Raw genomic sequence first — 25,861 nt, 5'->3', positions numbered from 1 at the left:
CCGCCGCCGGCGGCGCTGGCGCGACGGCGGCGACCGCTGTCACCATGATGCGCATGAACCGCCCCACCGATTCCCCGCTCGGCCGCGCCGTCGCCTACCCGGAGACGTACGACCCCTCGCTGCTGTTCCCGATCGCGCGCGCCGACAAGCGCGCCGAGCTCGGCCTCGCCGCGCCGCTGCCGTTCGCCGGCGTCGACGTGTGGAACGCCTATGAGCTGTCCTGGCTGGACGCGCGCGGCAAGCCGGCGGTGGCGCTGGCCGAGCTGCGCGTGCCGGCGGATTCGCCGCGCATCGTCGAGTCGAAGTCGCTGAAGCTGTATCTCAACGGCTACACGCAGACCCGCTTCGACGCCGCCGAGGCGGTACGCACGCGCATCGCCGCCGATCTCGCCGCGGCCACCGGCGCCGAGGTCGCGGTGACGCTGCTGCCCGCCGCGCGCTTCGGCGAAGCGCGCCTCGCGCCGCTCGCCGGCGCCTGCATCGACGACCTCGACCTCGCCATCGACGACTACGGCCCGCCGCGGCCGGAGTATCTGGCGACGACGCCGGGCGCCGAGGTCGAGGAAGCGCTGGTCTCGAATCTGCTGAAATCGAACTGCCCGGTGACCGGCCAGCCGGATTGGGCCAGCGTGCAGATCCGCTACGCCGGCGCGCCGATCGACCGCGCCGGCCTGTTGCGCTACCTGGTCTCGTTCCGCCGCCACAGCGACTTCCACGAACAGTGCGTCGAACGCATCTTCGTCGACCTGCTGCGCCGCTGCGCGCCGCGACGACTGGCCGTGTACGCGCGCTACACGCGCCGCGGCGGCCTCGACATCAATCCGTTCCGCGCCACCCCCGGCTACGGCGAGGCGGGCAACCCGCGCACGGCGCGGCAATAGGCGGTTTCGCGCGCCAGCGGATGCCCCGATCCGTCCGCGTCCGTGGCGCCCGCGCGGCGGGATCGGAGTATCCTCGATGCGGCGCGCGCCAGGCTCGCCGCACCTGCGGGAAGCGGGAGATGCCCATGCAGCACGACTACGACTACCTGATCGTCGGCGCCGGCATGGCCGGCGAGGCCGCGGCGCAGGCGCTGCGCTCGGTCGACGCGGACGCGCGCATCGGCCTGATCGGCGCCGAACCGTATCCGCCCTACGACCGCCCGCCGCTCAGCAAGGCGCTGTGGAAGGACGCGCAGGAGGATTCGGTGTGGCGACCGGTCGCCAAGGCGCGCGCGCTGCTGCACCTCGGCCGCCGCGCGGTGGCGTTGGACCGCGCCGCGCACACCGTCGCCGACGACGCCGGCGACGTCTACCGCTACCGCAAGCTGCTGCTCGCCACCGGCGGCACGCCGCGCAGGCTCGCGTTCGGCGGCGACGCGGTGATCCACTACCGCACGCTCGACGACTACCGCCGCCTGCGCGCCGCCGTCACACCGGGTGCGCGCGCCGCCGTGGTCGGCGGCGGCTTCATCGGCAGCGAGATCGCCGCCGCACTGGCGCTGAACGGCTGCCGCGTGACCATGCTGTTCCCCGAGGACGCCATCGGCGCGCGTGTGTATCCACCGGCGCTGGCGCGCTTCGTCACCGACTACTACCGCGGCCGCGGCGTCGACGTGCGCTGCGGCGTCACCGCCGTCGACGGCGCCGCGCGCGACGGCGGCTTCGAGCTGGCGCTGTCCGACGGCACCGCGCTGCGCGCCGACATCGTGGTCGCCGGCCTCGGCATCGCGCCGAACGTCGAGCTGGCCGCGCGCGCCGGGCTCGCGGTGGACGACGGCATCGTCGTCGATGCGCACCTGCGCACCTCCGATCCCGACATCTACGCCGCCGGCGACGTCGCCGCGTTTCCCGCGCCCGCGCTGGGCCGGCGCCTGCGCGTCGAGCACGAGAACGCGGCGATCGCCCAGGGCCACCGCGCCGGCCTCGGCATGGCCGGACAGGACGCGCCCTACGACGAGCTGCCGTTCTTCTACTCAGACCTGTTCGACCTCGGCTACGAAGCCGTCGGCACGCTGGACGCGCGCCTCGAGACCGTCGAGCAGTGGGCGCAGCCGTTCCGCGAGGGCGTCGTCTACTACCTCGACGCCGGCCGCGTGCGCGGCGTGCTGCTGTGGAACACCTGGGGCCAGGTCGAGTCCGCGCGCGCGCTGATCGCCGCGCCCGGCCCGTTCGACGCCGAGAGCGTGCGCGGGCGGCTGCCAGCCTGAGCGCGCGCGCTCCCGGCGCTGCGCTGCCTCACTTCACCACGATCGTGCCGACCATCTGCGGATGGATCGAGCAGAAGTAGGTGTAGGTGCCGGGCTTGGCGAAGGTGGCGGTGTAGCGGTCGCCGGTGTCGAGCGCCGGCGACGAGGCGAAGCCGTTGCCGGCGCTGACCACGATGTGCGGTTCCTCGTCGCGGTTGGTCCAGGTGACGTGCGCGCCCGCCGGTACGACGAGCTGCGCGGGTTGAAACCGGAATTCGTGGATGTCGACCTGGTAGCCGTCGCGGTGCGCGGTCGTGGCGCCGGGCGACGCCGCGTGCACGGCGGCGGCCAGCGGCAGGCACAGCAGGAAGGAGAAGAAAGTGCGCAGCATGGGAATTCCTTTCGTCGATGGCGGAAGAGCGCTCAATCGAGCGCCCGATCGGTGACGGCGATCGGCTGCGCGCCCCGCACGTGGCGCACCTCGCGCAGACCGATGGCGTGGCGCAGATCGCCGGCGGGCAGGTCCTGCAGAGGTCCGGGGGTCGCGGCGGCGCCGGGGGGCGGCTGCGGGTACGCGGTCGAGCGCGCCGTGTAGAACGTGACCTGGCCCTCGACTTGTTGCTGGATCTGGTGGACGTGGCCGTTCAGCACGGTGACCGAGCCGAAGCGTTTCAGCAGCGCCAGCGCTTCGGCGGCATCCTGCGTGCCCCAACCCCAGGCCGGATACAGCGACCACATCGGCATGTGCGCGAACAGCACGATCGGCGTGCTGTCCGACAGGCCGGCGAGATCCCGCTTGAGCCACGCGAGCTGGTCCGCGCCGAGGAAGCCCAGCCCGCCCGGCTGCAGGTTCAGCACGTTGATCAGGGCGACGAAGTGCACGCCGCCGTGGTCGAAGCTGTACCAGCCGCCGCCGTTGGCGCCATGGCCGAAGCGCGCGAAGAACGCCTTGCCGTTGTCGCCGATCACGTCGTGCTCGCCCGGCACGTAGAACACCTGGCCGGTCTTCGCTTCCTTCAGCAGTTCGGCGACGGTGTCGAACTCCTCCGGCTTCGACAGGTGGGTGAGATCGCCGGTGTGCAGGATGAAGTCCGGGCGCTGCGGCAGCGCGTTGATGCGCGCGATGGTCTCGCGCAGCGAACGCACCGGGTCCGGGTTCGGCGCCTTGTGGAAACCGAGGTGGCTGTCGCTGATCTGCACGAAGCCGAAGCTGGCGGCCGGCGCGGGCGTGCCGTCGCCGGCGGCGCCGAGCAGGCGGGCCTGCGCCACGCCGCCCTGCACCATCCACAGCGCGCCGGCCCCGGCCCAGGCCATGCATTCGAGGAAGCGGCGGCGGGAAGGGGTGCGGGTGTTGTCGTCGCGGTGGTCGTCGTTCATGGTCGTCTACTCGCAGCAGGGAAGGGGCGACGGGCCGCCGGAAGCGACCCGTACGCCCAGCCTTACCGGCGCGACGCACGGCTTATTCCCGCCGCCGGGCGGCCGGAATAAATCCGCGCACGCCCCGGTCTGCTCGCCGATGGATCTGCCGTTCTCCACGCCCGCCGGCCCCGATGCGCGCAGCGCGTTCGAGGCCAGCGTCATGCGCCACCTCGACGCCGCCTACGGCCTGGCGCGCTGGCTGGCGCGCAACGAGCAGGACGCCGAGGACGTGGTGCAGGAAGCGGTGCTGCGCGCGTACCGCTTCTTCGGCGGTTTCCGCGGCGGCGACGCGCGTGTGTGGCTGCTGGCGATCGTGCGCAACACGTTCTACACGCTGCGCGCCGCCGCACCGGCACCGTCCGCGCACGACGCGTTCGACGAGACGCTGCACGGCGGCGAGGACGGCGCGCCCGATCCGGAAACCCTGCTCGCGCGCGCCGCCGACGCCGAGCGGCTGCGCGCGGCGCTGGCGCGGCTGCCGGCGGAATACCGCGAGGTGCTGGTGCTGCGCGAATTCGAGGAGTGCTCCTACAAGGAGATCGCCGCGATCACCCAACTGAAGATCGGCACGGTCATGTCGCGGCTGGCGCGTGCGCGCGAGCGTCTGGCGCGTTGTCTGCTGGAGCCGGCCGCGGAGGCATCGCCATGAACTGCGAGGAAGCACGCGTGCTGCTGCACGCCTACCTGGACGACGAACTGGACGCGGCCGCCAGCCTGGCGATGGCGCAGCACCTGGCCGGCTGTGCGGGCTGCACGCAACGCTATCGCGGCCACGCCCGCCTGCAGCAGGCGCTGCGCGATCCGGCGCTGCGCGTGTCGGCGCCGGCGGCGCTGCGCGCGCGCCTCGCCGCGCGATTGCCTGCACCGCAACCTGCAGCGCGCGCAGCGCGCCGTTGGCCGGCGCTGGCCGCGGCGCTCGCCGCCGCGCTGGCGCTGACGGTGACGCTGGCGACCTGGCAGACGCTGCGCCCGCGCGCGCCGGCCGGCGACGCGCTGGTGGCGGAAGCGGTGTCCGGCCACGTGCGCGCGCTGCTCGCCGAGCACCTGCTCGACGTGCCGAGTTCCGACCAGCACACCGTCAAGCCGTGGTTCGACGGCCGCCTCGATTACGCGCCGCAGGTGAAGGACCTCGTCGCCGAAGGCTTCCCGCTCGCCGGCGGCCGTCTCGATGTGCTGGACGGGCGGCGCGTCGCCGCGCTGGTCTACCGCCGCCATCGGCACGTGATCAACCTGTACCAGTGGCCGGCCGCCGACGGCGAAACCGGCACCCGCGAACGCGACGGCTATCGCGTGGTGCAGTGGAACGAGGACGGCATGCACTACCTCGCCGTGTCCGACGCCGCGGCGGCGGACCTCGACGCGTTCGTGCGCGCCTTCCGCGGCGCGTCGGCGGCGGGCGCCGAACCCGCCCGCTGAGCCGCTTTACCAGCGCCGGCCTCCGGCTACACTGGGCGTCGCGCGCATCCGCCGCACACCGTCGTTCTTCACGTCGATGAACCATCCCTGCCTGAGCTGCGGCGCCTGCTGCGCGCACTTCCGGGTGGCGTTCCACTGGTCGGAGACGGAATCGTTCCTCGGCGGCAGCGTGCCCGCCGAACTGACCGAGAAGCTCGACCCGCACCGCGTGGCGATGCGCGGCACGCAGGCGCGGCAGCCGCGCTGCGTGGCGCTGCGCGGGCGGGTCGGCGAAGTGGTGCATTGCGACATCTATGCGCGGCGGCCCTCGCCGTGCGCCGCGCTGGCGCCGGCGTGGGAACACGGCGAGCCCAGCCCGCAGTGCGACCGCGCGCGCGCCGCCCACGGCTTGCCGCCGCTGACCCCCGACACCTGGATCGACCCCGACGGCGAGACGCCGCTGCCGCGCAGCGCGTGAGCGGCATTGAAAGCGACGGTGACCGATCAAAAATCGAACCCCGAAATCGCCGCGCGGTCCGGGCTCCAATTGCCCGGGGGTGTGCGGCGATTTCGAGGCTGACCGGCAGCGGCATCGCCGGCCGCGGACTCGGCAAGCGCATGGCGCGCGCAATGGCGGACCCTGCGGGATACCTGGGGAGCGACGCGCTCGAGGGCTTGGTCGCACCAGCCTGCGGAGGGTTCTGGCGCGAGACTAGCGCACTGTGCTTCGCACGCGCCACGACGGGAAAAGAGACCCCGGTGCCTGCGCACGTCAGGCCCGCAGGTCATCGTCCCGGCGTGGGAGCGGACCAACCCCCAATGCCGCCGCCGGAAACGGCTGAGCATTGGGCCTAATCAGGAAGATGGACGAGCCCCGGTTTCGATGAGGCCGGAACGATTCACTTTGGACCACGTGGCTGCCACACTACAGCCTCGGCCACCCGCGGCGGGACGCACCCCCATGCAGCGGATCGGCTCGCCCGCCCGGTGCGTCGGGAGCGAGGGCCCCTTTGCTTCGCTTCAATGAGGCCGGAGCGATTCGCTCCGGATCACCGTGGAGCGCACGCTTTCCGAAACACGAGCCGACCCGCTTCAATGAGGCCGGAGCGATTCGCTCCGGATCACCGGTGATGGCGCTCGACCATCTAGCCGTAGGTGTGACCGCTTCAATGAGGCCGGAGCGATTCGCTCCGGATCACTGGGTTAACATCGCTGTTAACCGCCCACTTGCTCCAGCTTCAATGAGGCCGGAGCGATTCGCTCCGGATCACTGGACTACACGGCCGCCGAACTGATCTACCGCCCGCGGCTTCAATGAGGCCGGAGCGATTCGCTCCGGATCACTGGCGGCGAAGCTGGGCATTCGGCAGTCAGCGGTCAGGCTTCAATGAGGCCGGAGCGATTCGCTCCGGATCACAGTCGAGCACCTGGCCTGATGCGTTGGCGAAGGCCATGCTTCAATGAGGCCGGAGCGATTCGCTCCGGATCACGTGGAGCCATGCCGCATGAACACGCAACAGTATCCCGCTTCAATGAGGCCGGAGCGATTCGCTCCGGATCACTCTGACGCCGCGTCATGGCCACCATTGCCGTCCTCGGCTTCAATGAGGCCGGAGCGATTCGCTCCGGATCACGTTCGTCGGCAAACGAAATCTGCGCGAGGAAGAACTGCTTCAATGAGGCCGGAGCGATTCGCTCCGGATCACGCTTGGGTGGCCACTTGACCGGCCGCGAATCCTCGGCGGCTTCAATGAGGCCGGAGCGATTCGCTCCGGATCACGCGCCCGGTGAGCGGCGAGACCGCGGCCCTGCAACTGCTTCAATGAGGCCGGAGCGATTCGCTCCGGATCACCTCGTCGGTGCCGGCATCGCCCCACTCGTGCGACTTGCTTCAATGAGGCCGGAGCGATTCGCTCCGGATCACTTAAGGTCGAAGGCAATCCCTACGAGCCGCTGGGCGCTTCAATGAGGCCGGAGCGATTCGCTCCGGATCACACTTCGGGCTGACGCCGGTAGCGCAAGGCAAGGTGCTTCAATGAGGCCGGAGCGATTCGCTCCGGATCACCTCGCCGCACCTGTTTTTTTGCACCGTCAGGTTGAGAGCTTCAATGAGGCCGGAGCGATTCGCTCCGGATCACCCGGCAGTTCGTCGAGAAGATCGATCCGGTCAGCCGGGCTTCAATGAGGCCGGAGCGATTCGCTCCGGATCACCCCTGACCTTACTCGAAAGAAGATACTGGCCGGCATGCTTCAATGAGGCCGGAGCGATTCGCTCCGGATCACCGAGGCCAGGGCCGCGGCCACCGCCGCAACCGAGGCCGCTTCAATGAGGCCGGAGCGATTCGCTCCGGATCACCGCAGCCTCATTGTCCAGACCGATAACCGATACGCACGCTTCAATGAGGCCGGAGCGATTCGCTCCGGATCACCGTGATGGTCTACAAGTTCGCGGCGGCACCTCAGCTGCTTCAATGAGGCCGGAGCGATTCGCTCCGGATCACGCGCAGGCCGCGTTTATGCGACCACACGGCCGTCCAGCTTCAATGAGGCCGGAGCGATTCGCTCCGGATCACCTGCGGTCCGCATTCGCCTGTCGGTGCCGAGCCTGCAGCTTCAATGAGGCCGGAGCGATTCGCTCCGGATCACGGGCGTGACTGGCGGAGATGCGGACATGACCACCCACGCTTCAATGAGGCCGGAGCGATTCGCTCCGGATCACGTCGACAGCGCCCGCACCGCCGCCCAGCAGTTTCCCGCTTCAATGAGGCCGGAGCGATTCGCTCCGGATCACCCGCGCTTGACGCGATCGACGAAGTGCTCCATCTGGCTTCAATGAGGCCGGAGCGATTCGCTCCGGATCACGCGCGACTACTTCGGGCGCCTGCGATCCTGCTCGCGCTTCAATGAGGCCGGAGCGATTCGCTCCGGATCACACGCCGTCCGCTGAGTCATAAGCTATTGTTTTTCCTGCCGCTTCAATGAGGCCGGAGCGATTCGCTCCGGATCACTGATGTGGCGCTGGAATACCTGCGCACGTTTCAGGACGCTTCAATGAGGCCGGAGCGATTCGCTCCGGATCACGCGGGCCGGACGACGCTGGCCCGCCGGGCGTGCGAGGCTTCAATGAGGCCGGAGCGATTCGCTCCGGATCACGGCCAGGTGGCCGAAGCGCAGAAGGTGATCCTGCAGGCTTCAATGAGGCCGGAGCGATTCGCTCCGGATCACCGATCGCGCCCATCGTCGAGCGTACGGTGTCTTGCTTGCTTCAATGAGGCCGGAGCGATTCGCTCCGGATCACGCGAACGCGACGAGGCGCGCGCCGCGGCCGCGGCATGGCTTCAATGAGGCCGGAGCGATTCGCTCCGGATCACCGTCAAACGGTACGCGCTTGCGGATCGGCAGAGCCAGCTTCAATGAGGCCGGAGCGATTCGCTCCGGATCACATGGCAATGAAATATTTTTTCTATCGCGACACGAGCGCTTCAATGAGGCCGGAGCGATTCGCTCCGGATCACCTAGCGCGCTAGGCGATTTTCAGGTTCCCACCGCGGATGCTTCAATGAGGCCGGAGCGATTCGCTCCGGATCACAGGCGATCAACCGCGCAAAGTCGCTGCACAACCTGGCGCTTCAATGAGGCCGGAGCGATTCGCTCCGGATCACCAAGTTCCTCGACCGCATCGTCGCCCGCGCCAAGGGGCTTCAATGAGGCCGGAGCGATTCGCTCCGGATCACGCAGCGCGCCGCGCGCGCGACTGGCGATGGCGCCGAGCTTCAATGAGGCCGGAGCGATTCGCTCCGGATCACCTTATGTAAATAGCGGGTCATATCCGTTACTTTACAGCTTCAATGAGGCCGGAGCGATTCGCTCCGGATCACGGCGACTCGATGCGCGAATTCCTGACCAAGTTTCTGCTTCAATGAGGCCGGAGCGATTCGCTCCGGATCACAGCCCTCGCGCAAGGTCCTGCGAAGGCTGGCGGCTTTGCAGGTTGTCGCGAGGGCTGGCAGGCGACAGGACGAACCGGCGGGTGCGAGTTCGCGCCGTGTCGCAGTAGTGCAGCGTAAACGACTGGTTTTCAAAGAACAAGCCGGCGCGAGCGGTCGCCTCGTTTCGGGGCAGCACCGGAGCGCTCGCGCGGCAACGGCGGATAGGGGGCCAGACGACGTTGGCGGATCGATCAGTCATCGGACGACTCGGTCAACCTCGATGCTCGGCCGCCAGTGCCCGCCCGTGCAGCCCTTCGGCTCCTGTCCTGCGGCCTACGCTCAAGACGAACGGTCATTGGGCCGGTTGAGCATTGGGGTCCTTCAGGTTAGACGATGACGGGTTCGCGGGCGACGGGTTCGAACTTTCCACCAAAACTGACCACGCGCGGCTTGATCTTGTCGGCGGGACCCAGGTCGATCACCAGCAGCGCATCCACGCGATGGTTGATGATGCCATCGAGCAGTTGCACCAGCTCGGCATGCCGCCTGCGGCTGAGGCGGCACTGGAACACGGACAGTTGCAGCCATTCCCCGAAGCTCTTCATCAGCTTGAAGACGCGTCTCCAGCGCTTTTCATCGCGGATGTCGTAGGTGATCAGATAGAGATGTTCGTCCATGGCTTCACCTCGTGGTGAAGTTGGGGTACTCGGCGAGTTCGCCCAGCAGGTGCCGGCCCAACAGACGCGCCTGCAATTCGAGCAATCGACGGTAACTGAGACGGTACCCGAACATGGGATGCGTCACTTCATGGTCGAGTCGGCGCTCGAAGGCGGCGATGAATCGTTTGCGTCCGTCGGGTGCAAGGTTGACGCTGCCGGCGGCGCTGACGAAATCGCTGGGATGCACTTCGCCATTGTTGATGACCTGGATCACGGTGGAATCGGCGAGCAGCGGTCGGAACGGTTCCATCAGATCGAGAGCGAGCGCCGGACGACCATAGCGCGGCTGGTGGTAGAAGCCGCGGAAGGGGTCGAAGCCGACGGCTTGCAAGGTGACGGTGAGCGTACGCGCCAGCATGCTGTAGGCCAGCGACAGCATGGCATTGACGGGGTCCGAGGGTGGGCGGCGGTTGCGCTTGGCGAAGTCGAAAGCGAGAAGCGGACCGTCTTCGTCGGTGGCGGGTTTCAGCACGCCGCGGAAGTGCGCAAAGTAAATCGAAGCGGCGTGGCCTTCCAGTCCCAGCAACACGTCCAGGGAATCCGCTTCGGCAGCTTGCTGCTGGATGCGTTTCAAGTCGGCCAGCGCCCGTTCCGGCTTGTCCTCGAACTTCCAGTTGCGGCGCAGTTGCGTGCGGCAGTTGGCGATCTTGGCGGCGACCAGCGAGCGCGCGAGGCGCAGGCAGGCGCGGTCGTTGAAACTGGCGCGGTATTGCGCAGTGCGCAATTCCACGTTCTTGTGGCCGTTGCCTATGGTATGGCCGAAGAAGAAGCCGCCGTAACTGTGCCAGGTGACCGGGATGTCGCGTTGCATCAGCTCCTGCAGGCAGGGCGCGGTGATGTAGACGTTGCCCATCACCACTACCTGCGAGACCTCGCCGATGCGCGCGGTAGCGAGCACCTGGTCGTCCTTGCTCACTTCCAGCACGCCGCCCTTCTTGGACAGCTTGGCGTTGTGTTGCTGGATGTACAGCGGCAAAGCTTCATGGTGCGGCACGGCCAACGGACGCGGCGCCAGCTCGCCTTGGCGCAGAAACTGGACCTCGTCAGGGAGGCAGATCGTGACCAGCGAGCAGCGTGGGCATTTGGGGCTGTCCACGAGAGGGTCGGGGATCCTCCCTCCCGCCGCCATGGCGCGCAATTCGGCGATGGCGTTGCGGGTTTGCGCGATCAGTTCGTCGTCGAAAGGCACGCCGACGCGCTCCTTGCTTTCCACGTAGTAGATAGCGCCTTCCTCGCATACGTAGCCGTGCTCACGCAGCAGCAGCCCTTGCGCGCAGAGCTGGACACGCTCGGGGTCGTAGACGCCGCGCGCGATGTGCGGGCGCTTGCCACGCTTGTAGTCCACCGGGGTGACCCGATCGCCTTCACCCTCGATCAGGTCGAGCTTGGCGATGAGGCCGAGCGAGTTCGAGGAAAGGGTGACCGAACGGGCATGGATTTCGACGTCTTCCGCCCGTGCCTGCGCCGCATCGGGCAGGTCGCCCGAAGGGGTGTCCACGCGCTTGTGCCGGTGCCGGCCTTCGACGGTGTCCGCCGAATCCGCCCATTCGCCCTGGACCCACATGAGATAGGCCAGACGCGGGCAGTACACGTGCTCGTTGAGCATGCGCACGGGAATCAGCGGCTGGTCGCCGGATAGTTCCGGGAAAGGCAAGGCGAGCTCGCGTTGTTGAGGCTCCATCACACGGCTCCAGCCTACACCTCGCTACGACAGCGGCAGACCCAGCCGCTGCCGTAACCGGCGGAATACCGCCTCGTCCACCGGCGGATCCATACGGCGGCCCAGCCGTTCGGCATCACACAACAGGGCCTCGACCTTCTCCGGTCCGTCAGGTTCCCGCATCGCCTCGAGCGGCGTGCGGTTGCCCAAGGCGGGGATCTTGTCCTCGATCCACTGCTCGTAGTGGCGGGCCATCATCTCGGCGATGCGTGCCTTGAACTCCGGGTGCTCCTCGAGCTCGCGGCGCTCTCGCGCGCGTTCCGTGCCGGCACCCGCGTCGGCCTCTGCCAGCAGCTTTTCCACCGACTGCAACTGCGCGAGGCGATAGCGTGCGCGCGCTCGCAGCTTCTCTTCCACGATCTTACGGAAGGCTTCCGCGCGCTCGTGCGAATTCACGTCGGCGGTCATGCGCTGGCCTTCGATGCGGATGTGGCCGAGCACGGTGTTGCTCCAACCCTTGTTCTTGCTATTGCCGGGCTTCTTCCAAGCGATGGTCGCGCAGCGCAGGCGGCCGTCGGCTGTGTACTCCGCGTCTTCGGGCACATCCGAGGCGCCCGCCTCGAAGTCCAGGTGCTTGAGTGCCTCGTAGGCCTCTTGCGCGGATTCGATGTCGAACATCAGTTGTTGCGGCACCATCTTCTCGCCGTCAGTGTTCTGGAACTCGGGCATCTGCGGATGCAGCAGGCGGTCGGTGAGATCGAGATACAGCTCGCGCAGCTCGCAGTCGTACTCGCGCAGCTTTTCGCGGGGCGCAGCAGCGGAGCCCCGCTCTATCTGCTGGCGCAACTCGATCACCGCGAGCTTGTCGATCGGCGGAATCACGACCGGCCCGCAGGCTTCCAGCAGCGTGACTCCCTGGGCGCTCGCCAGCTGACCGTACACCAGGTCGCCGGCCTGCAGGTGACGCGAGGCCGAGCGCTCGTGCACGTCGTACTCGTCGCCGGTGATCACGTCGCGCAGCTTGAGCCCGCGCCCTGGCTCGCTCGCCAACACCTCGTGGAAGCTGAAGGGCGAGGCCAGGCAAGACTCGATGTACTCGCGGAGCAGCGGGTCGAGGTTGCGCCTCTTGCGCTGCAACAGCGCGCGCGCCGGTGCGACGCCGTACAGCGCGGCGTCCGCAACCCGGGTTTCTTGCGGGTCCGGCGCCCAGTGGCAGAACAGCCACGGCATGAATACGGCAATGTGTGGTGAGCGTGGATCGAAGGGCTCATCCTCCCACAGCGTGAATTCATCCCATGCCTCCCCGACCGCCGCTTCGCCGTAGGCATCCCGCACGAAGCGAAACATCATCGTGGCGTAGCTGCCGTCCTTGAGCCGCCGCAGCCGCTGCCAGACCAGCTCCTCCGGCGCCGCCGCAACCACCTGCGACGCCGTGAGGCAACAGTGCTTGTACTTCTTGCCGCTGCCGCAAGGGCAGGGGTCGTTACGGCCGGGTTGCATGTGGGAGCACCGCTGAAGAAGGTGGATGGAACGAATCACGGGCGGCCGAGGTGCCGCTCGATCCTGCGCTCCAACTCCTGCGCAAGCTCGGGGCTTCCTTGGCGGCGAGTAACGGGCGCAATTCGCGGCGCATGAGGTCCAGATCGAGCCGGGCGACCTGGCGTTCTGGGACACTGGTGATGTCCGCCCAATCCTTGTCTCTTCCGGCGAAGGTTTTCATCCCAGAGATCCTTGGCTGAACACGTGCGCAGATGTGCGCCTGCGCCAAGTATCCATGGACTCGAACGCTCCATGACCCGCGCCTCGTACGGAAGCCCTGCCGCACGATATCGATGTCCACGCCGTTGGGCGCGCGCCAGAATCACGCGGGACTGCGCCGCGAACGCCGCTGCATTCTCGATGCGCGGCGCAAGCCGTGCGAGCAAGGCGTCCACAACCGCGGCTTCGTGCCCGGGCTCGACCAGCACGGAAAGATCCGCGTCGGCGGTATAGCACGGCTCGCCTCGGCGCTGTAGCGCGATGCCGCCAATCACGCAAGCGCGCAGGCCGGCTGACTCGCAGACCTCCTGGGTCATCAGTGCGGCATCCAGAACCGGGCCCAGACTCACGCTGACGCCCGTCGCAAGCGGGAGAAAAGACGCTGTTGTTCCACGAGGCCGCTGGCTGGCCGCGACGGCCCGGGTATATCACCTTGGAGCAGAATGAAGCATCGCGCTGCTTCGAGTTCGGTCAGGGCGCGCAAGCGGCGCAGGCGCTCGCGGTCCGGCAGCCCGGCGCGCGTTTGCCAGAGTTCAGCAAATACTCGCGCTTCGGCAAGTTCGGCCAGCGATGGAGGGGTGACGGATTGCCGCATGCGGAGAATTTTACCTTTGTTGCGTGGGATCCGGTTTCGCCGCGTTGCGTCCAGCCTGCAACCGCCGCGCGAGTTCTTCCATTTCCTCCAGGCTGCGAATCACGCCCTCCAGTGGTAGCTTCGACCAGCGGCGCAATTGCTCGCACCGGACGCCCTCGAAGGTCGTCATCCCCGCCGGTCAATCTCGAAGACAGGCGCGAAATAAGGTTTTCCGAGCTTGGAAATCATCACCACAGCCCTTGTGTTGGCGCAAACGAAAGCTTTCCTTTCGGGCCGGAAACACGATCGACACTGAATGTAGCGAAGACTCCCCTCTCCCTTTGACTTCGAGGTTGTCCGGGCCCTTCCCACACGAACGATCGCACTGTGCGAAGCGTTGCGAAGATGTTCCAGAGTCCCCAGGAAAAAGTGACCCGTTGGTCATGCCGCGTGGACGCCACGGTGACCGGCCGTTTGGTGGGGATGACGGGCAGCAACGCGAACGCGGGAATAGCCAGTGCTTGCGCACCGAGCTCGGTGCAGAAGTCGTCCGTCGTCGTCGGATTGGAGAGCCGGAGCGCATAGAGCCGCTCGTCGGAAGGATCGAGGCGGAGGGTGGGTTTCCTAGTGCCGAGGTTGAGTTCCTTGCGCTTATCATCAGGTATTCGGTACGACTTCCTCCACGTTTCCAAGAGCGCGAGCCGTACGTGCTCCTCTTCGATGAGCTTGAGCACGTCACGCATGGACTGAACGAGATTCTGATGCCCCGCTCCGTTCGCTGCGCACAGCGTGGATTCGAACGTTTCTTCGCCCACGACGCAGGCCAAGCCAGCGAGGAGATCAACCACGGTCGCGTCGTCGCTTTCGCGCGCGATCGTCTCGTAGCTCGACCTAGTGAAGTCAGAGGGCTTGTCGACGTTCCGCAGGTTCCCATCGAGATAGGGCAGCAGGGTCCTCAGCTTGGCGAGCAACACCGCTGCAAGCTGTTCTCTTGCGACCGGGCTCTGCAGCACCGCAGTTCCATCTTCTTGGAATTTGAGCCGCGGAGGATTGAGGTTTTTCTCACGCGCATGCTCATGGAGCAAAGACAACGTGCCAAGCGCCGTGAGGAAGCCCCAGAGGTGCTGCCCATCGATCCCAGTATCGATTTCAGTAAGGGATTGCTGGTTCATGACTTCGATTGCTCCTCTTCGCTGGCGCGGTGATCGGCGAGACGAAGAATTGCCTCCAGCCAGCATAGTTCGAGCCAGCCGTACTTCGCGACCAGCTTCCAGAAACGGTCGGCAAGCGGTGAGTCGAGCCTATGCAGCCCGTGTTCCGAAGTCGTCGCCGGAAACTCCATTGCACCGAACACCTCGCTTTCGTGGTTACTCAGAGCGACATCAACCGGATTCTTGTCGACCACGACAGGTGCAAAGGGGCGGCAGTAGCCGTGGTGGCTCGCGACGAGATGGAGCACCAGATCAAGATCGGACTCCTTCGCCTCGTCCACTTTCTTCAGTGCTTGCTTCAACGCGTTCTTTACGACCCCCAGCTGTCCGTGAAGCATTGCGAGCGACTGTGCCTCGTGGCGCGCTCCTCGTGGATAGCCGCTCTTCTGCTGCGCGAGCCGATGCGCCTGACGCGCGCCGGCCGGCATCGCCGACTTGGCCAACGGCGTATCGTTCTTGAAATACTCGATCTCGCTCCCACCTCGCAGCATGAGCTGAAAGCGCCGATCGGCCTTACCAATGTCATGCAGCCACGCGGCAAGCGCGACGTGCTCCGCGAGCCACGTACCCAGCCCGCAGTGCGTCGCGTAATCACGCGCGAACGTCTCGACGTCCGCACTGTGCTCGGCGAGCGAGACGGCCCGCCCCGCATAAAACGAGTCGTCCCCGTCGGTCGTCAGCTCGACGCCGTCTTCAAGTGTCTCCTCAGGTTGAAGGACGTCTCGAAGAGCGGCGAGCGACACTCGCTTCGCTTCGATTGCGGTCCACGAAGGCTCACCGGGCACGACGAGCGAACCGCGTCCCTTGGCGAGCCTCTCGGCCCAAAGGCGCTTCCACGCTGGCCAGTCGTCATTTGCAGCGAGGAGACCTAGCGCGGTGCGCGCCTCGTCGGGATCGTCGAGCGGCAGCGAGAGCCCGAGTTTATCGACGACGACGGGATGAAGCCGGAGCACAGGCCGCGCACGCGCGAACAGCTCAGCCTGTTCCGCACGGTCTTGAACCGGCTCGGTCGCAGTGGCGTCGAAGCAGCCACTGCGGATGCCGCCATAGGTCGCAGGCACGACAATGGTGTCACCAGGCTTCAGCGAGGGCTCCGAGTCGGACTGCGCACAGACGATTTCACTATCATCGCCTCTCCAGCGGAGCGCGCGTCGCCTTGCAGTCTTTGGCTCATCGCTGTCCTCGGAAGTCGCGCCTTCTGTATCACCCAGGTCGCGGGTGGGCTGGCTCGCGAGCCATGCTCGTGCCGTCGCGAAAGGCAGCGACATCGCTTCGAGGCTGGAAGGTCGGACCGCCGCGACGATGGCCGTTGCAGCTTCGACGTCTCCTCGCACGAGCACCTCCTCCGTCAGGTCGGCCCGCCAGACAACCTGCACATCGGCTGGCCCCGCACTCGGTCCGTGCAGCCAAAGGCTCACGTCGGGCACCTGGCTCGGCGCAGGCGAGGTCTGCGCCCACAAGTCAAGGTATGCGGGGAGTAGCGTCGGCGCGTTGGGTTTCGGCGCGAGCAGCTTGGTCAGGTCCTCGCCCGTTGGGACCGCGAGTCCGAGAACGCCGAAGTCGACGGTGGGGCGACGTGCCTTTATTTTCTTCTTGAGCCACTTAGCTGTCTCGCCGAGTGCCTTGCCGTAGATCGGATCGTCGTCCGCGAGCGAGGGCTTCTCTCCACGACGCTTCAACTCCTCCTTCATCTTGGCGCACGTGTCCCAGACAATAACGCCTTCGGCCTTCCCGTACTTACCGAGTCGGTCCACACGACCAAAGCGCTGCCGCAGGCTGTCGATACTCGCCGCCTCGGTGACGAGGGCGTCGAAATCGAAGTCCGCGCCGGCCTCGATGCACTGGGTTCCCACAATGACGCGCTTCGGACTGTCATCGCTTCGCTCGCGTTCCGTCTGCACAGCGGACCGCAGCTCGCGGAGCATGTCGTCACGGTCGAGTGGGCGCATGCGGCCTGTGAGCAGCGTGACCGTCGCATCAGTGCCTAGCATCTCACCGAGCTGTTGCGCGATCACGCTGGCGCTTGCGACGCGGTTTACGACCACGGCGATTGTGCGATGCCGTTCGAGCAGGGCTTTCGTCTGAGTGACGCACTCTTTCTCCAACTCGGTCCGATCGTCCACTTCGACGAGACGCACGGGCTTACTCGCATGCAGGCGCGGTCCGAGTGGTGAATCGAGCTTTTTCTCATCGTCGAGCAGCGCGAAGGGTTGCTGCCCGCCATCTCCCGGCGTTGCTGACAAGAAAGCGTGCGCAAAGCGCGTCTTCAGGCCGCTGCCCGAGAAGCGCGTTCGCAGACACGCGAGCTGATCGAGTGTTTGCCGGAAGGGCTCGGAGAGATGCACCTCATCGAGGAGAAGCAGCGTGTCGTTGGCCAGCAGGCCCGCGTGCACCGGCTTCATGCCCTGGCTCACGCCGTAGCCCTGCATGAGCATGCGCGAGCCGACCTGATCCACTGTGGAGGCGATGACGAGCGGCTGATCGGGCGTGCGCGCCCAGCCGTCGTCCTTCGGCATGCCGCCGCGCAGCGTAAACACGCCGAGGGGCTCTTCGCCCGTGCGGGTCAAGGATCGCAGCCGCCTGGTGACCTCGACGACTACGGGCTCTGTGCTCGTCGTCAATGCGCGCAAGATGGAGCGCCCGCGCTCCGCGACCTGGTCGACGACGATGCGCCGGTCCACGACCATCGCGACGCGACGCGGACACCAACGCTCTGCGGCTGCATTGGCAGCGTCGAGAGCGAGCGCGAACAGCGCGATGTCGATGCAGGTCGTCTTCCCAGCGCCGGTCGGCAAGTCGAGTACGCGCGGCCATGCCTTGTCTTGAACTATCTGCTCAAGCAGGCGCTGCTGCCAGTCGAAGGGAGGCTTCCCGCCATGCACGGCTGCGTGAAAGGCAGCGAAGCCGGAGGTGGAGAGTGTCATCGGTCCTCCACGGGTAGGCAAAGCCCAAGGCCGAAGTAACGCCCGGCGCCAAGCAATAGTGGGCCTCTCACCGGCGCCTCGAACCGGATGTCGGCGTGGACGCGCACACGGGGCGTTCGACCAGGGCGTCCGGGCCATGGCAGGAAATCACGCACATGCTGCGCGCCCGGGAGCAGCGGTGCGAGCGACACCTCGACTAAGGAGGGACGGACCCCGACGACGCGCAGGCATGCGTCGCTGATGTTTTGTTGCGCCTCCAGCGCAGCCTTGCGCGCGGTGCCGTCCTTGTTGCTGCGCAGGTTGCCCGGATTCTTGTCGAGTGCGATCGGCGTCGCGGTGACGAAGCGCGTGGAGGCACGGCACCACCGCGCCGGATCGAGGGTGGTCTTCGCCGACAAGTCCACTCGCCGAACGATGAAAGGCGGGAGCGTCCCAGCTGCGAGCGTCAGGTTGCCGCGCTGGTCGGCGCGCTGCTTCTCCCACTTCGCGACGAGGTGAAGCAGCAGCTCGCGATCGTTCTTGGCAAGCCCACGCGGGAGCACCAATGCGCAACCCATAATCGCGCCGTCGGCGTACTCGTGCCCGACGAACGGCAGCGGGACGAACGCGACGTGCGGCTGTGCTGTCGGGCCGCTCTCCGTGTGGCCCGAGAGCGTTTCCGGAAGATTTTGGCTACCGTGGACTTCGATCAATGCACCACGCAGCGCACGCGCGAGATCGGTTCCGCGTGAGGCAACCAGTCGTGGCCCGCCGACACGTTCGAAGAGTACCCAGTCGCTCGAGAACACGCTTTCCGCCGTTGGAGTAGGCGCAGTGCCCTTGGATGCCGAGCGATAGCGTTGAGAACGCGCCGGGAGTGCGCGGCTCTCGACGCCCTGATGGTGTTTGTAGGTTTGCTCGAGGCGCTCAAGCTGGTCGCAACCGACCACACGGAGGACGACATCGCCATCGTCGCCTGGAACGAGCATCGGTGTGAAGTTGCGATCGACGACGCTGCATCGCACGAGCGAGGAGGAGTGGCCCAAGCGGGTCACACGTGCGCAGAGTTGCTCGAGCGAGGCTCGATGCGGCGAAGGATCGACAGTGGGCCAAAGGAACGCGAAGGTGGGCGTCTCGGGCAGCACGACAGGGAACGTGCGTACCCGGCGTGTGCGCCGTTCGGGGAGCAGCGCCGTGGCCGTCTCGAGGGCCTTGTCCGAAGGTTGAGGGTCGACGGCCACAGCTTTCCTCTTGGCCTTTTCGAGCGCAGCCTCGGCCTTCCGCTTGGTTGCGGGCGTCTTGGCCTCCGCCAGCTTGGCTTCAGCCTCACGGATTGCTGCGTCGCCGCCGAGCGTGATGTCGTTGACCGGCACGTAGACGCCCTGCACCTGCCGCCTTCCGACCCTCGGCTCGAGATCGACCCATAGCGACGGCGCGCCCTGCCGTTCAAGCCACAGAAGCGCCTCCCGCTCGGCTTGATCAACGTTGTCGTAGTCGTGGAGCGCTGCGACAAGCGCCGAAAAGAACCGCGCGGGATGTGGTGGCCACTCCGCGCGCCACCGATCATTGTGCGCGGTCGCAGCGTAGCGGCCAGTAAGAAGCTCGACCTCGATCGCGAGCATCATTCATCTCCGAAATCAGCTTCTGTTGCAGCAAGCTCACGACTTTTCTTCACGAGATCGGCGAGCTTAGGCGAGGGCGTTAGTTCCGCGAGCGCTTCGCCCGCAGGTTTGTCGAACCTGACGCCATCAGGGAGCTCGCCGACTGCATCGTTGTAGAGCTTGATAGCCCCAGCGAGGTCGAGATCTACGGGAGTCGTACTCCCATCGCGGGCGACGGCTTCAAGCTTCAGTGCGGAGCCCTTCTTCGGCACGAGGAGGCAGCGGGAGCGCAGATCATGTCCGCGGCTTTCCGCAGCCAATATGGCGAGCAACCCGAGTGCGGCCAGCACCGTACGGGCTTCCTTCGCTCCCGTGGTGAACCCCAAACGTCGCAGCGACGCCAGCGAGAGCACCACGGTGTGCCTTGCATCGTCGATCGTCACGCCTCCCCCGACTGAGTCGATGCTGGGCACGATGTTGCCGTGAAGAACCGCCGACGGTTTTCCGGCATTTTCTGACTTGCCGACTTTGACGGGCTTGCCGTCCTTGATCTCTGCCTCATCGGGATTTGCAGTCCACATCTCATTGCCGTCGGATGCCTTGTACAGGACGACGGCGTCTTTTGCGATGTTGAGAGGATCTATTCGACTAGCTGTTTTCGTGCCATAAACGGCGTTGATGCCGACGATCTCCGAGACCAGCGCGCGCTGGAACTTGGCGCCGAGGCCACCCTTCGGCCCCGTGCTGTCCCACAGGCCGAAGACGAGCCCTGTCGGACAGACCTTGAACAAGGCGGTCGCATCTCTAGTGCTCGCGTCGGTGAACGACTTGCCGATCTCCGAAAGCCGAAAGAGCTGATCGTTGAGCAGACTGTCACGCAGGAGCGCGTCGGCGATGCGGTGGGGTGCTGTGAGCGAGGTGACGCGTCCCACCTCGGGTGCAACGGACGAGAAGTCGACGCTGATGACCGGAAGCGCGATCTTTCCGTCGTCCCATAGCGTCTGAAGCGCCTCTTCCATCCGATTCGCCTGACTCTGTACGGAATCGATGAGCACGCACGTCACGTCGTGCCCGTCGATACGGCGAGTTTCGAAAGCATACTTGGCGCCAGGCCTCTTGTTCTTGTCATCCACCGAATGGGTTGGGGGGAAGATCTTGTCTCCCGGCCCTCCCGCGGGTTCCAGCATTGCCGTGCCACGAATAGCGACTATGTCGTCGACGACAAACTTTTTAAGTTGCTCAAGACTCAGGGACATTGGTTTTCTCCAGTTGATGCCATCTAAAATTCACCACGATGCAGCAGCCGCGGGGATATTCGTTCACTCGCGGGTTGGATACGCCCCTTCGTCTGTGTGCTCGTCATGCTTGTCCGAGCGAGAGACCAAGCCGGCTTTCTCGCATACCTTCCGCGCCATTGCGTCAAAGGCTCGCTGCTGCTCTTCCAAGCAGAACAAGTTGGACTTCTTTCTGGGCGGATACAAATCCCGCAAGCGTTGGATCTGTTCTCGCCAGTCGTCATTCTTGCCTCATAGTCCCAACCACCTCCTCCGCCGTCAGCGCGCGCGCTTCGGTGGTGAGCGGTTCGAGGGTTTCGATCTCGCGCGCGTCGCCGGCGGCGCGCAGTTCGCGGAAGCGGCGGGCAGCACGCGGGCCTCCAGCGAGCCGACGGCTTCGTTGTAGGCGGTGACGGCCTTGTTGAGGCGGTCGCCGACGTTGGCCCAGTGCTCGCCGAGCTTGGCGATGCGTTCGTACAGGTCTTTGCCGAGCACGGCGATTTCTTCGGCGTTCTTGGCCAGGGCTTCCTGACGTCAGCCGTAGGCCACCGCCTTGAGCAGGGCGATCGAGATGGTCGGGCTGGCCGGGATCACGCGGTTCTCGGCGCCGAACTCGATCGGGCTGGCGTGCTGCGCCAGCGCGGCGGAGAAGAACGCCTGGCCGGGGGACGATGCGGCCTTGCTGAGGCACGGGCGTCGTCGGTTTTTCTTCTTGCGCTCGCCGGTCAGGGTCCCGGAAGCGGGAGTGGATCGGAGCGACGGCGCCTGACACGTCGCCAGCATGGCCCGCTTGGCTAGGTTTACGTGCCGCGGCGGGGGCACGAGGAATTGCCGCCCGCCGCCATGCCAGCCGTGGCGTTGCCGCAAGGGCAGGACGGGCGGATAAGGACGGTCTCGCCGGATGGCGATATGCGTATTGCGTATCCATACGCTTCCCCCTGCGACAGCATAGGCCGGCACGCGCCGAGCGGCAAATCGATGCCACGAGCGTGTCTCACGACATGAGACGCGATCGTTGCGAATCGTGTCGCGCGAGTGACCGAGGCATGTCGGTACTCCGGCCACGGCGTTATCCATCGAGCGCGTCTGTAGCCAAGCGCTCGCAACGCGGTTTCTGGATTCGCTGCCAACGGCCGCGGAAAGGCGCCCTCGGACGAACATCGACCACGGCGTCGGGTGCCGGTCGACTGCCGGGAATCAAGTGAGAAGCTCGATTCAGCGATGTCGCTCGGCCTCGTTGGACAGCGGCATCCCGTGGCCGAACGTGGCGGGGCGGGCCTGGTGATGCCGCGTGGGCGCGAGCAGGTAGAGATCAGTGCTCTGGCGGTGCCCGAGCCGCGCCGTGGCCCGGAACGAGGGCATCCGGTTCGCGGCCGGGAGATGCTGCCGATGATGGTGCCCGGGCAGTGGGGTCATCCGTGCCTGCAAGCGGGCTGCAGTATGCGGGGTGACGTCCTGCGAAGATGCGACGATGCCCACGGTGGCACGAGCAGCGCCTCTCGGCTTCGTCGATGTGCAGGCGGACGCCCCCTTCGCCTCTCGGCCACGCTGCGGCTCGACCGCCCCGTCATCCATGGATGGCTGCCGAAGCGCGGGCGTCGCTTCAATCCGCACGCCGAACAGGCGACAATGGGCTGTTTGCCATCGCATCGGCGCTGGCCGCTCCGATTCATGCCCCCGGAGGTTTCCATGACCGAACCCAAGCTCACGCCGCCCGCCGGCGGCGCCAGGATCACCCACGCGCACGGCCGCCTGCAGGTGCCGGACAACCCGATCATTCCCTTCATCGAGGGCGACGGCACCGGCCCCGACATCTGGCGCGCCTCGGTGCGCGTGCTCGACGCCGCGGTCGCCAAGGCTTACGGCGGCAAGCGCAGGATCCACTGGATGGAGGTGTACGCCGGCGAGAAGAGCTACAACCAGTTCGGCACCTGGCTGCCGGACAGCACGGTCGAGGCCTGCCGCGAGTATCTCGTCAGCATCAAGGGGCCGCTGACCACGCCGGTCGGCGGCGGCATCCGCTCGCTGAACGTCGCGCTGCGGCAGATGCTCGACCTGTTCGTCTGCCTGCGCCCGGTGCGCTGGTTCAAGGGCGTGCCCTCGCCGGTGAAGAAGCCGCAGGAAGTCGACATGGTGATCTTCCGCGAGAACACGGAAGACATCTACGCCGGCATCGAATACGCCGCGGGCACCGAGGAGAACGCCAAGCTGATGGCGTTCCTCGCCGAGGCCTTCCCCAAGGCGTTCGACAAGATCCGCTTCGGCACGCAGCAGAAGGTGGACGGCTGGCAGAAGCAGCTCGAGGCCATCGGCGCGCCGCGCCGCGAGTTGGGCGTCGAGGTCGGCCTCGGCATCAAGCCGGTCAGCCGGCTCGGCACCGAGCGCCTGGTGCACAGCGCGATCAGCTACGCGATCCAGAACAAGCGCAAGTCGGTCACGCTGGTGCACAAGGGCAACATCATGAAGTTCACCGAGGGCGCGTTCCGCGACTGGGGCTACCAGGTCGCGCGCGACTTCTTCGGCGCGGTGGAGCTGGACGGCGGCCCCTGGCACGTCATCCCCGAGGGCAAGCCGGGCGCCGGCATCGTCATCAAGGACGCGATCGCCGACGCCTTCCTGCAGCAGATCCTGCTGCGTCCGGCCGAGTACGACGTGGTCGCCACGCTGAACTTGAACGGCGACTACCTCTCGGACGCGCTGGCCGCGCAGGTCGGCGGCATCGGCATCGCCCCGGGCGGCAACATCAACTACGTCACCGGCCACGCGGTGTTCGAGGCCACCCACGGCACCGCGCCGAAGTACGCCGGCCAGGACAAGGTCAATCCGGGTTCGGTGATCCTCTCCGGCGAGATGATGCTGCGCTACATGGGCTGGAACGAGGCCGCCGACGCGATCATCGCCGCGATGGACAAGGCCATCGCCGCCAAGCGCGTCACCTACGACTTCGCGCGCCTGATGGAAGGCGCCACCGAGGTGAAGTGCTCGGAGTTCGGCGACGCGCTGATCGCCGCGCTGTAGGCCGGCCGATCGGGCTGTCGCATGCGGATGGGGCGCTGCGGCGCCCCGTTCGTTTTTCCGCCGTCGTTCCGGTGCGAATCCCCGCCTCCGTCGCCCCGGCGCGGACAAGAAGACGGCCCGCCGGCGAACCGGACGGGCCGTCGAGGTGGCCGCCGCAGGGTAGAGGAGGAGGGAGCGGCGGTTTGCGGGGACGTCAGCAGCAGACCGCGGCGCGCGTGGGCAGCGGGCGCGGCGTGGCGGCGCTGCGGCCGGCGCTGTCCGTCGCGGGCTGCGGCGCGTCGGCGGCGCGTGTCGCAGGCTGCGGCGCGGCTGCCTTCAGCAGCTTGGGGTCGGTGAGGTGGCCGTGCATCAGCAACAGGCCCTTGGCGATCTCGGCGAGCATGGGGAGGGTCTCCGGCGCGCGGGGCGTCTTTAGGTTTGTCCAAGATAGGCGCTGCGCATGCGGCGAAAAAGCGATATGTTTGCAAGCCAGATTTGAGGGACATTCAACATGAGCCGCGCCCCCCTGATGGCCCTGCAGGCCTTCGTGCTGGCCGCCCGCACCGGCAACCTGTCGCGCGCCGCCGCGCAGATGAACCTCACCGTCAGCGCGCTCAGCCACCAGATCCGCGGGCTGGAGGAGCGCCTCGGCCGCCGCCTGTTCGAACGCGGCCCGCGCGGCGTGGCGCCGACCGCCGACGGCAGTCGTCTGCTCGACCTGATCGGCGTGCCGCTGGAATCGATCGAGCACGCGCTGCAGCAGTACCACGCGCCGCGTCACAACGCGCTCACCGTCAGCCTGATGCCGTCGATGGCATCAGGTTGGCTGGTGCCGCGGCTGCCGCGCTTCGTCGCCCGTCATCCGCAGATCGAACTGAGCCTGCAGTCGAACGGCGCGCTGGTCGACTTCGACCGCGAGCCGGTGGACCTGGCCATGCGCTACGGCCCCGGCCAGTGGCCGGGCGTGCAGGCCGAGCACCTGTTCGACGAGTGGCTGACGCCGGTGGCCAGCCCCGCGCTGCTGCAGCGCCTCGGCCGGCCGAAGCTGCACGAGCTGGGCCAGTGGCCGCTGCTGGGCGATCCGTCCGGCAGCTGGAAGGAGTGGTTCGAGCTGTACGGCGGCCAGCCGCCGCGCCGTTTCGTCACCCACTTCTCCGATCGCGAGGCCCTGCAGCGGGCGGCCAGCGAGGGACTGGGCGTGGCGATGATCCGCCTGACCATGGCGCGGCCGCTGCTCGACAACGGCATGCTGGTGACGCTGTTCGACGAGCGCATGCGCTCGCAGTACCAGCACTACCTGGTCTATCCGCCGCGCATGCGCGGGCAGGCGGCGTTCGAGGCCTTCCGCGACTGGATGCTGGAGGAGGCGCGCGTCTACGCCGCCGCCGAGCAGCGCGCCAACGCGCCGAAGGTGAAGGCGCCGGCGCCTGCGGCGAAGAAGCGCGCGCGACGCTGAGCGCGCCGCGCTGCCCCCCGCGGCGCGCCCGTCCCTGGCGCGCCGCGACGCATGCGGGCCGCAGCGCAGCGTCACTTCTTCTGCGCGGGCGCCTCGACCTTCAGCGCCTGCGCATCGACGCGCTTCACGCCGTCGACCACCGCGGCGATCTCGATCGCGCGGCTGCGCATCGCCTGCGTGGGCACCACGCCGGCCAGGGTGACGACGCCGTCGTGGGTGGAGACGTTGATGTCGAGGCCCTTCACCTGGCGGCTGGCGAGGAACTCCGACTTCACCTTGGTGGTGATCCAGCCGTCCGAGATCGCCTTGCCGGCGTGCTTGCCGTGCGCCTCGAGCTTCTGCGAGGCGGTGGCCGGCTCCGCGCTCTTCGCGGCGGCGCTGCCGGGCGGGGCGACGATCAGCGCGTTGTCGACGGCGGTGACGCCCTTCACGCCGCGCGCGATCTCTTCCGCCGCGGCCTTGGAGGCGGCGGTCGGCGCGGTGCCGCGCAGGGTCACCTTGCCGGTGCCGTCGGTGTCGACGTTGATGTCGAACGCCTTGGTGCGGCCGTCCGCCATCAGCTTGGTCTTGATCGTCGCGGTGATCGCGGCGTTGTCGATCTTCTGTCCGACCGGCACGTCCTGCGCGGCGCCCTGCGTCTGCGCCACCACGGCGATCGGCGGCAGTCCGCACAGCGCCGCGACGATGCCGGCGGCGATCAGGCTGCGATGGAATCGGGTCTGCTTGCGCATCGGTCGACCTCCTTGCATGGTTGAGGCAACCGGACACGACGGCCGCGGTTGCCCTTTCAGGGAGCCC

General features: G+C 67.0%; 23 protein-coding genes and 1 CRISPR repeat array. Of the genes, 8 read left to right on the top strand and 15 right to left on the bottom strand.

What is annotated here, in order from left to right; translation table 11 throughout:
* The first annotated feature begins 53 nt into the window (after positions 1–53).
* Both queF and MBSD_RS07015 read left to right on the top strand, forming a co-directional pair.
* A complete protein-coding gene (queF, locus tag MBSD_RS07020) occupies positions 54–881 on the top strand; it encodes an NADPH-dependent 7-cyano-7-deazaguanine reductase QueF (protein WP_062536377.1) in 828 nt (275 codons plus the stop codon).
* Between the two features lie 125 nt (positions 882–1,006).
* Entirely contained in the window at positions 1,007–2,188 is a 1,182-nt protein-coding gene (locus tag MBSD_RS07015; RefSeq protein WP_062536373.1) for an NAD(P)/FAD-dependent oxidoreductase, read from the top strand.
* A gap of 28 nt (positions 2,189–2,216) precedes the next feature.
* Here the strand turns inward: MBSD_RS07015 and MBSD_RS07010 are convergent, their stop codons facing one another.
* Both MBSD_RS07010 and MBSD_RS07005 read right to left on the bottom strand, forming a co-directional pair.
* Complete coding sequence (locus tag MBSD_RS07010) at positions 2,217–2,558, bottom strand: cupredoxin domain-containing protein (protein WP_062536371.1); 342 nt, start codon at positions 2,556–2,558, stop codon at positions 2,217–2,219.
* A 32-nt stretch (positions 2,559–2,590) separates the two neighbouring features.
* The gene (locus MBSD_RS07005) at positions 2,591–3,544 is read right to left on the bottom strand and encodes a metallophosphoesterase family protein (protein WP_062536369.1); all 954 of its coding nucleotides are present in this window, start codon (positions 3,542–3,544) and stop codon (positions 2,591–2,593) included.
* Between the two features lie 139 nt (positions 3,545–3,683).
* Between MBSD_RS07005 and MBSD_RS07000 the strand changes: the two genes are divergently transcribed.
* The 3 genes from MBSD_RS07000 to MBSD_RS06990 all read left to right on the top strand — a co-directional run bounded on the left by MBSD_RS07000 (position 3,684) and on the right by MBSD_RS06990 (position 5,459).
* A complete protein-coding gene (locus MBSD_RS07000) occupies positions 3,684–4,235 on the top strand; it encodes a sigma-70 family RNA polymerase sigma factor (protein ID WP_062536367.1) in 552 nt (183 codons plus the stop codon).
* Complete coding sequence (locus MBSD_RS06995) at positions 4,232–5,002, top strand: anti-sigma factor family protein (protein WP_062536365.1); 771 nt, start codon at positions 4,232–4,234, stop codon at positions 5,000–5,002. Before MBSD_RS07000 ends, MBSD_RS06995 begins: the two co-directional genes overlap by 4 nt.
* Before the next feature lie 76 nt (positions 5,003–5,078).
* On the top strand, positions 5,079–5,459 hold the full coding sequence (locus MBSD_RS06990) for a YkgJ family cysteine cluster protein (RefSeq protein WP_062536363.1): 381 nt from the start codon (positions 5,079–5,081) through the stop codon (positions 5,457–5,459).
* A 539-nt stretch (positions 5,460–5,998) separates the two neighbouring features.
* A CRISPR array of direct repeats spans positions 5,999–8,930; the repeat unit is 36 nt; unit sequence GCTTCAATGAGGCCGGAGCGATTCGCTCCGGATCAC.
* Between the two features lie 366 nt (positions 8,931–9,296).
* Here the strand turns inward: MBSD_RS06990 and cas2 are convergent.
* Genes cas2 through MBSD_RS15140 form a run of 4 tightly spaced genes read right to left on the bottom strand, consistent with a single transcriptional unit; the run spans position 9,297 to position 13,009 of the window.
* The gene (gene cas2, locus MBSD_RS06985) at positions 9,297–9,587 is read right to left on the bottom strand and encodes a CRISPR-associated endonuclease Cas2 (protein ID WP_062536361.1); all 291 of its coding nucleotides are present in this window, start codon (positions 9,585–9,587) and stop codon (positions 9,297–9,299) included.
* 4 nt (positions 9,588–9,591) lie between these two features.
* Positions 9,592–11,310 carry a CRISPR-associated endonuclease Cas4/Cas1 gene (locus MBSD_RS06980; protein ID WP_062536359.1) on the bottom strand — a complete coding sequence of 573 codons (1,719 nt, stop codon included), beginning with the start codon at positions 11,308–11,310 and terminating at the stop codon, positions 9,592–9,594.
* Positions 11,311–11,334: 24 nt separating this feature from the next.
* Entirely contained in the window at positions 11,335–12,789 is a 1,455-nt protein-coding gene (locus MBSD_RS06975; RefSeq protein WP_062536357.1) for an SEC-C domain-containing protein, read from the bottom strand.
* On the bottom strand, positions 12,773–13,009 hold the full coding sequence (locus MBSD_RS15140) for a hypothetical protein (RefSeq protein ID WP_148667828.1): 237 nt from the start codon (positions 13,007–13,009) through the stop codon (positions 12,773–12,775). The genes MBSD_RS06975 and MBSD_RS15140 overlap by 17 nt, the downstream gene beginning before the upstream one ends.
* Before the next feature lie 112 nt (positions 13,010–13,121).
* Between MBSD_RS15140 and MBSD_RS15400 the strand changes: the two genes are divergently transcribed.
* Entirely contained in the window at positions 13,122–13,304 is a 183-nt protein-coding gene (locus MBSD_RS15400; protein ID WP_187300575.1) for a hypothetical protein, read from the top strand.
* A gap of 565 nt (positions 13,305–13,869) precedes the next feature.
* On the opposite strand, the gene MBSD_RS06970 is transcribed toward MBSD_RS15400, so the two are convergent.
* The 7 genes from MBSD_RS06970 to MBSD_RS15395 form a co-directional block, all read right to left on the bottom strand.
* Complete coding sequence (locus MBSD_RS06970; RefSeq protein ID WP_062536355.1) at positions 13,870–14,793, bottom strand: type I-G CRISPR-associated protein, Cas3-extension family; 924 nt, start codon at positions 14,791–14,793, stop codon at positions 13,870–13,872.
* Entirely contained in the window at positions 14,790–17,756 is a 2,967-nt protein-coding gene (gene cas3g / locus MBSD_RS06965; RefSeq protein ID WP_062536353.1) for a type I-G CRISPR-associated helicase/endonuclease Cas3g, read from the bottom strand. Before cas3g ends, MBSD_RS06970 begins: the two co-directional genes overlap by 4 nt.
* Entirely contained in the window at positions 17,753–19,357 is a 1,605-nt protein-coding gene (gene csb2 / locus MBSD_RS06960; RefSeq protein WP_187300574.1) for a type I-G CRISPR-associated protein Csb2, read from the bottom strand. The genes cas3g and csb2 overlap by 4 nt, the downstream gene beginning before the upstream one ends.
* Positions 19,357–20,592, bottom strand: a complete 1,236-nt coding sequence (cas7g, locus tag MBSD_RS06955) for a type I-G CRISPR-associated RAMP protein Csb1/Cas7g (RefSeq protein WP_082306537.1) — start codon at positions 20,590–20,592, stop codon at positions 19,357–19,359. The genes csb2 and cas7g overlap by 1 nt, the downstream gene beginning before the upstream one ends.
* Positions 20,593–20,889: 297 nt before the next feature.
* On the bottom strand, positions 20,890–21,132 hold the full coding sequence (rmuC, locus tag MBSD_RS06950) for a DNA recombination protein RmuC (protein ID WP_082306536.1): 243 nt from the start codon (positions 21,130–21,132) through the stop codon (positions 20,890–20,892).
* A gap of 12 nt (positions 21,133–21,144) precedes the next feature.
* Positions 21,145–21,393: a hypothetical protein gene (locus MBSD_RS06945; protein ID WP_062536347.1), complete on the bottom strand. Its 249-nt coding sequence runs from the start codon at positions 21,391–21,393 to the stop codon at positions 21,145–21,147.
* A gap of 432 nt (positions 21,394–21,825) precedes the next feature.
* Positions 21,826–22,026 carry a hypothetical protein gene (locus MBSD_RS15395; RefSeq protein WP_187300573.1) on the bottom strand — a complete coding sequence of 67 codons (201 nt, stop codon included), beginning with the start codon at positions 22,024–22,026 and terminating at the stop codon, positions 21,826–21,828.
* Between the two features lie 273 nt (positions 22,027–22,299).
* On the opposite strand from MBSD_RS15395, the gene icd reads away from it, so the two are divergent.
* A complete protein-coding gene (icd, locus tag MBSD_RS06940) occupies positions 22,300–23,628 on the top strand; it encodes an isocitrate dehydrogenase (NADP(+)) (protein WP_114693217.1) in 1,329 nt (442 codons plus the stop codon).
* A 193-nt stretch (positions 23,629–23,821) separates the two neighbouring features.
* Here icd and MBSD_RS06935 read toward each other — a convergent pair whose 3' ends face one another.
* Complete coding sequence (locus tag MBSD_RS06935) at positions 23,822–24,010, bottom strand: hypothetical protein (RefSeq protein WP_062536341.1); 189 nt, start codon at positions 24,008–24,010, stop codon at positions 23,822–23,824.
* Between the two features lie 108 nt (positions 24,011–24,118).
* On the opposite strand from MBSD_RS06935, the gene MBSD_RS06930 reads away from it, so the two are divergent.
* Complete coding sequence (locus MBSD_RS06930) at positions 24,119–25,063, top strand: LysR substrate-binding domain-containing protein (RefSeq protein ID WP_062536340.1); 945 nt, start codon at positions 24,119–24,121, stop codon at positions 25,061–25,063.
* 71 nt (positions 25,064–25,134) lie between these two features.
* Here the strand turns inward: MBSD_RS06930 and MBSD_RS06925 are convergent, their stop codons facing one another.
* On the bottom strand, positions 25,135–25,794 hold the full coding sequence (locus MBSD_RS06925; protein WP_062536338.1) for a BON domain-containing protein: 660 nt from the start codon (positions 25,792–25,794) through the stop codon (positions 25,135–25,137).
* Positions 25,795–25,861: the final 67 nt, after the last annotated feature.

The sequence above is a fragment of the Mizugakiibacter sediminis genome (assembly GCF_000953855.2).
In the GTDB taxonomy this organism is placed as follows: Bacteria; Pseudomonadota; Gammaproteobacteria; order Xanthomonadales; family Rhodanobacteraceae; genus Mizugakiibacter; species Mizugakiibacter sediminis.
This window is presented reverse-complemented; position numbering and strand designations above follow the sequence as displayed.

What these genes read in the sequence shown, in the direction of transcription:
- MBSD_RS07010 (WP_062536371.1), bottom strand. Translation starts at nt 2,558, where the DNA reads ATGCTGCGCACTTTCTTCTCCTTCCTGCTGTGCCTGCCGCTGGCCGCC.
- cas3g (WP_062536353.1), bottom strand. Translation starts at nt 17,756, where the DNA reads ATGACACTCTCCACCTCCGGCTTCGCTGCCTTTCACGCAGCCGTGCAT.
- MBSD_RS06975 (WP_062536357.1), bottom strand. Translation starts at nt 12,789, where the DNA reads ATGCAACCCGGCCGTAACGACCCCTGCCCTTGCGGCAGCGGCAAGAAG.
- MBSD_RS07000 (WP_062536367.1), top strand. Translation starts at nt 3,684, where the DNA reads ATGGATCTGCCGTTCTCCACGCCCGCCGGCCCCGATGCGCGCAGCGCG.
- MBSD_RS07015 (WP_062536373.1), top strand. Translation starts at nt 1,007, where the DNA reads ATGCAGCACGACTACGACTACCTGATCGTCGGCGCCGGCATGGCCGGC.
- MBSD_RS06930 (WP_062536340.1), top strand. Translation starts at nt 24,119, where the DNA reads ATGAGCCGCGCCCCCCTGATGGCCCTGCAGGCCTTCGTGCTGGCCGCC.
- MBSD_RS06945 (WP_062536347.1), bottom strand. Translation starts at nt 21,393, where the DNA reads ATGCTGGCGACGTGTCAGGCGCCGTCGCTCCGATCCACTCCCGCTTCC.
- MBSD_RS07005 (WP_062536369.1), bottom strand. Translation starts at nt 3,544, where the DNA reads ATGAACGACGACCACCGCGACGACAACACCCGCACCCCTTCCCGCCGC.
- MBSD_RS06995 (WP_062536365.1), top strand. Translation starts at nt 4,232, where the DNA reads ATGAACTGCGAGGAAGCACGCGTGCTGCTGCACGCCTACCTGGACGAC.
- MBSD_RS06935 (WP_062536341.1), bottom strand. Translation starts at nt 24,010, where the DNA reads ATGCTCGCCGAGATCGCCAAGGGCCTGTTGCTGATGCACGGCCACCTC.
- csb2 (WP_187300574.1), bottom strand. Translation starts at nt 19,357, where the DNA reads ATGCTCGCGATCGAGGTCGAGCTTCTTACTGGCCGCTACGCTGCGACC.
- cas2 (WP_062536361.1), bottom strand. Translation starts at nt 9,587, where the DNA reads ATGGACGAACATCTCTATCTGATCACCTACGACATCCGCGATGAAAAG.
- MBSD_RS15140 (WP_148667828.1), bottom strand. Translation starts at nt 13,009, where the DNA reads ATGAAAACCTTCGCCGGAAGAGACAAGGATTGGGCGGACATCACCAGT.
- MBSD_RS06925 (WP_062536338.1), bottom strand. Translation starts at nt 25,794, where the DNA reads ATGCGCAAGCAGACCCGATTCCATCGCAGCCTGATCGCCGCCGGCATC.
- cas7g (WP_082306537.1), bottom strand. Translation starts at nt 20,592, where the DNA reads ATGTCCCTGAGTCTTGAGCAACTTAAAAAGTTTGTCGTCGACGACATA.
- MBSD_RS06980 (WP_062536359.1), bottom strand. Translation starts at nt 11,310, where the DNA reads ATGGAGCCTCAACAACGCGAGCTCGCCTTGCCTTTCCCGGAACTATCC.
- MBSD_RS15400 (WP_187300575.1), top strand. Translation starts at nt 13,122, where the DNA reads ATGTCCACGCCGTTGGGCGCGCGCCAGAATCACGCGGGACTGCGCCGC.
- MBSD_RS06970 (WP_062536355.1), bottom strand. Translation starts at nt 14,793, where the DNA reads ATGAACCAGCAATCCCTTACTGAAATCGATACTGGGATCGATGGGCAG.
- MBSD_RS06990 (WP_062536363.1), top strand. Translation starts at nt 5,079, where the DNA reads ATGAACCATCCCTGCCTGAGCTGCGGCGCCTGCTGCGCGCACTTCCGG.
- queF (WP_062536377.1), top strand. Translation starts at nt 54, where the DNA reads ATGAACCGCCCCACCGATTCCCCGCTCGGCCGCGCCGTCGCCTACCCG.
- MBSD_RS15395 (WP_187300573.1), bottom strand. Translation starts at nt 22,026, where the DNA reads ATGACCCCACTGCCCGGGCACCATCATCGGCAGCATCTCCCGGCCGCG.
- icd (WP_114693217.1), top strand. Translation starts at nt 22,300, where the DNA reads ATGACCGAACCCAAGCTCACGCCGCCCGCCGGCGGCGCCAGGATCACC.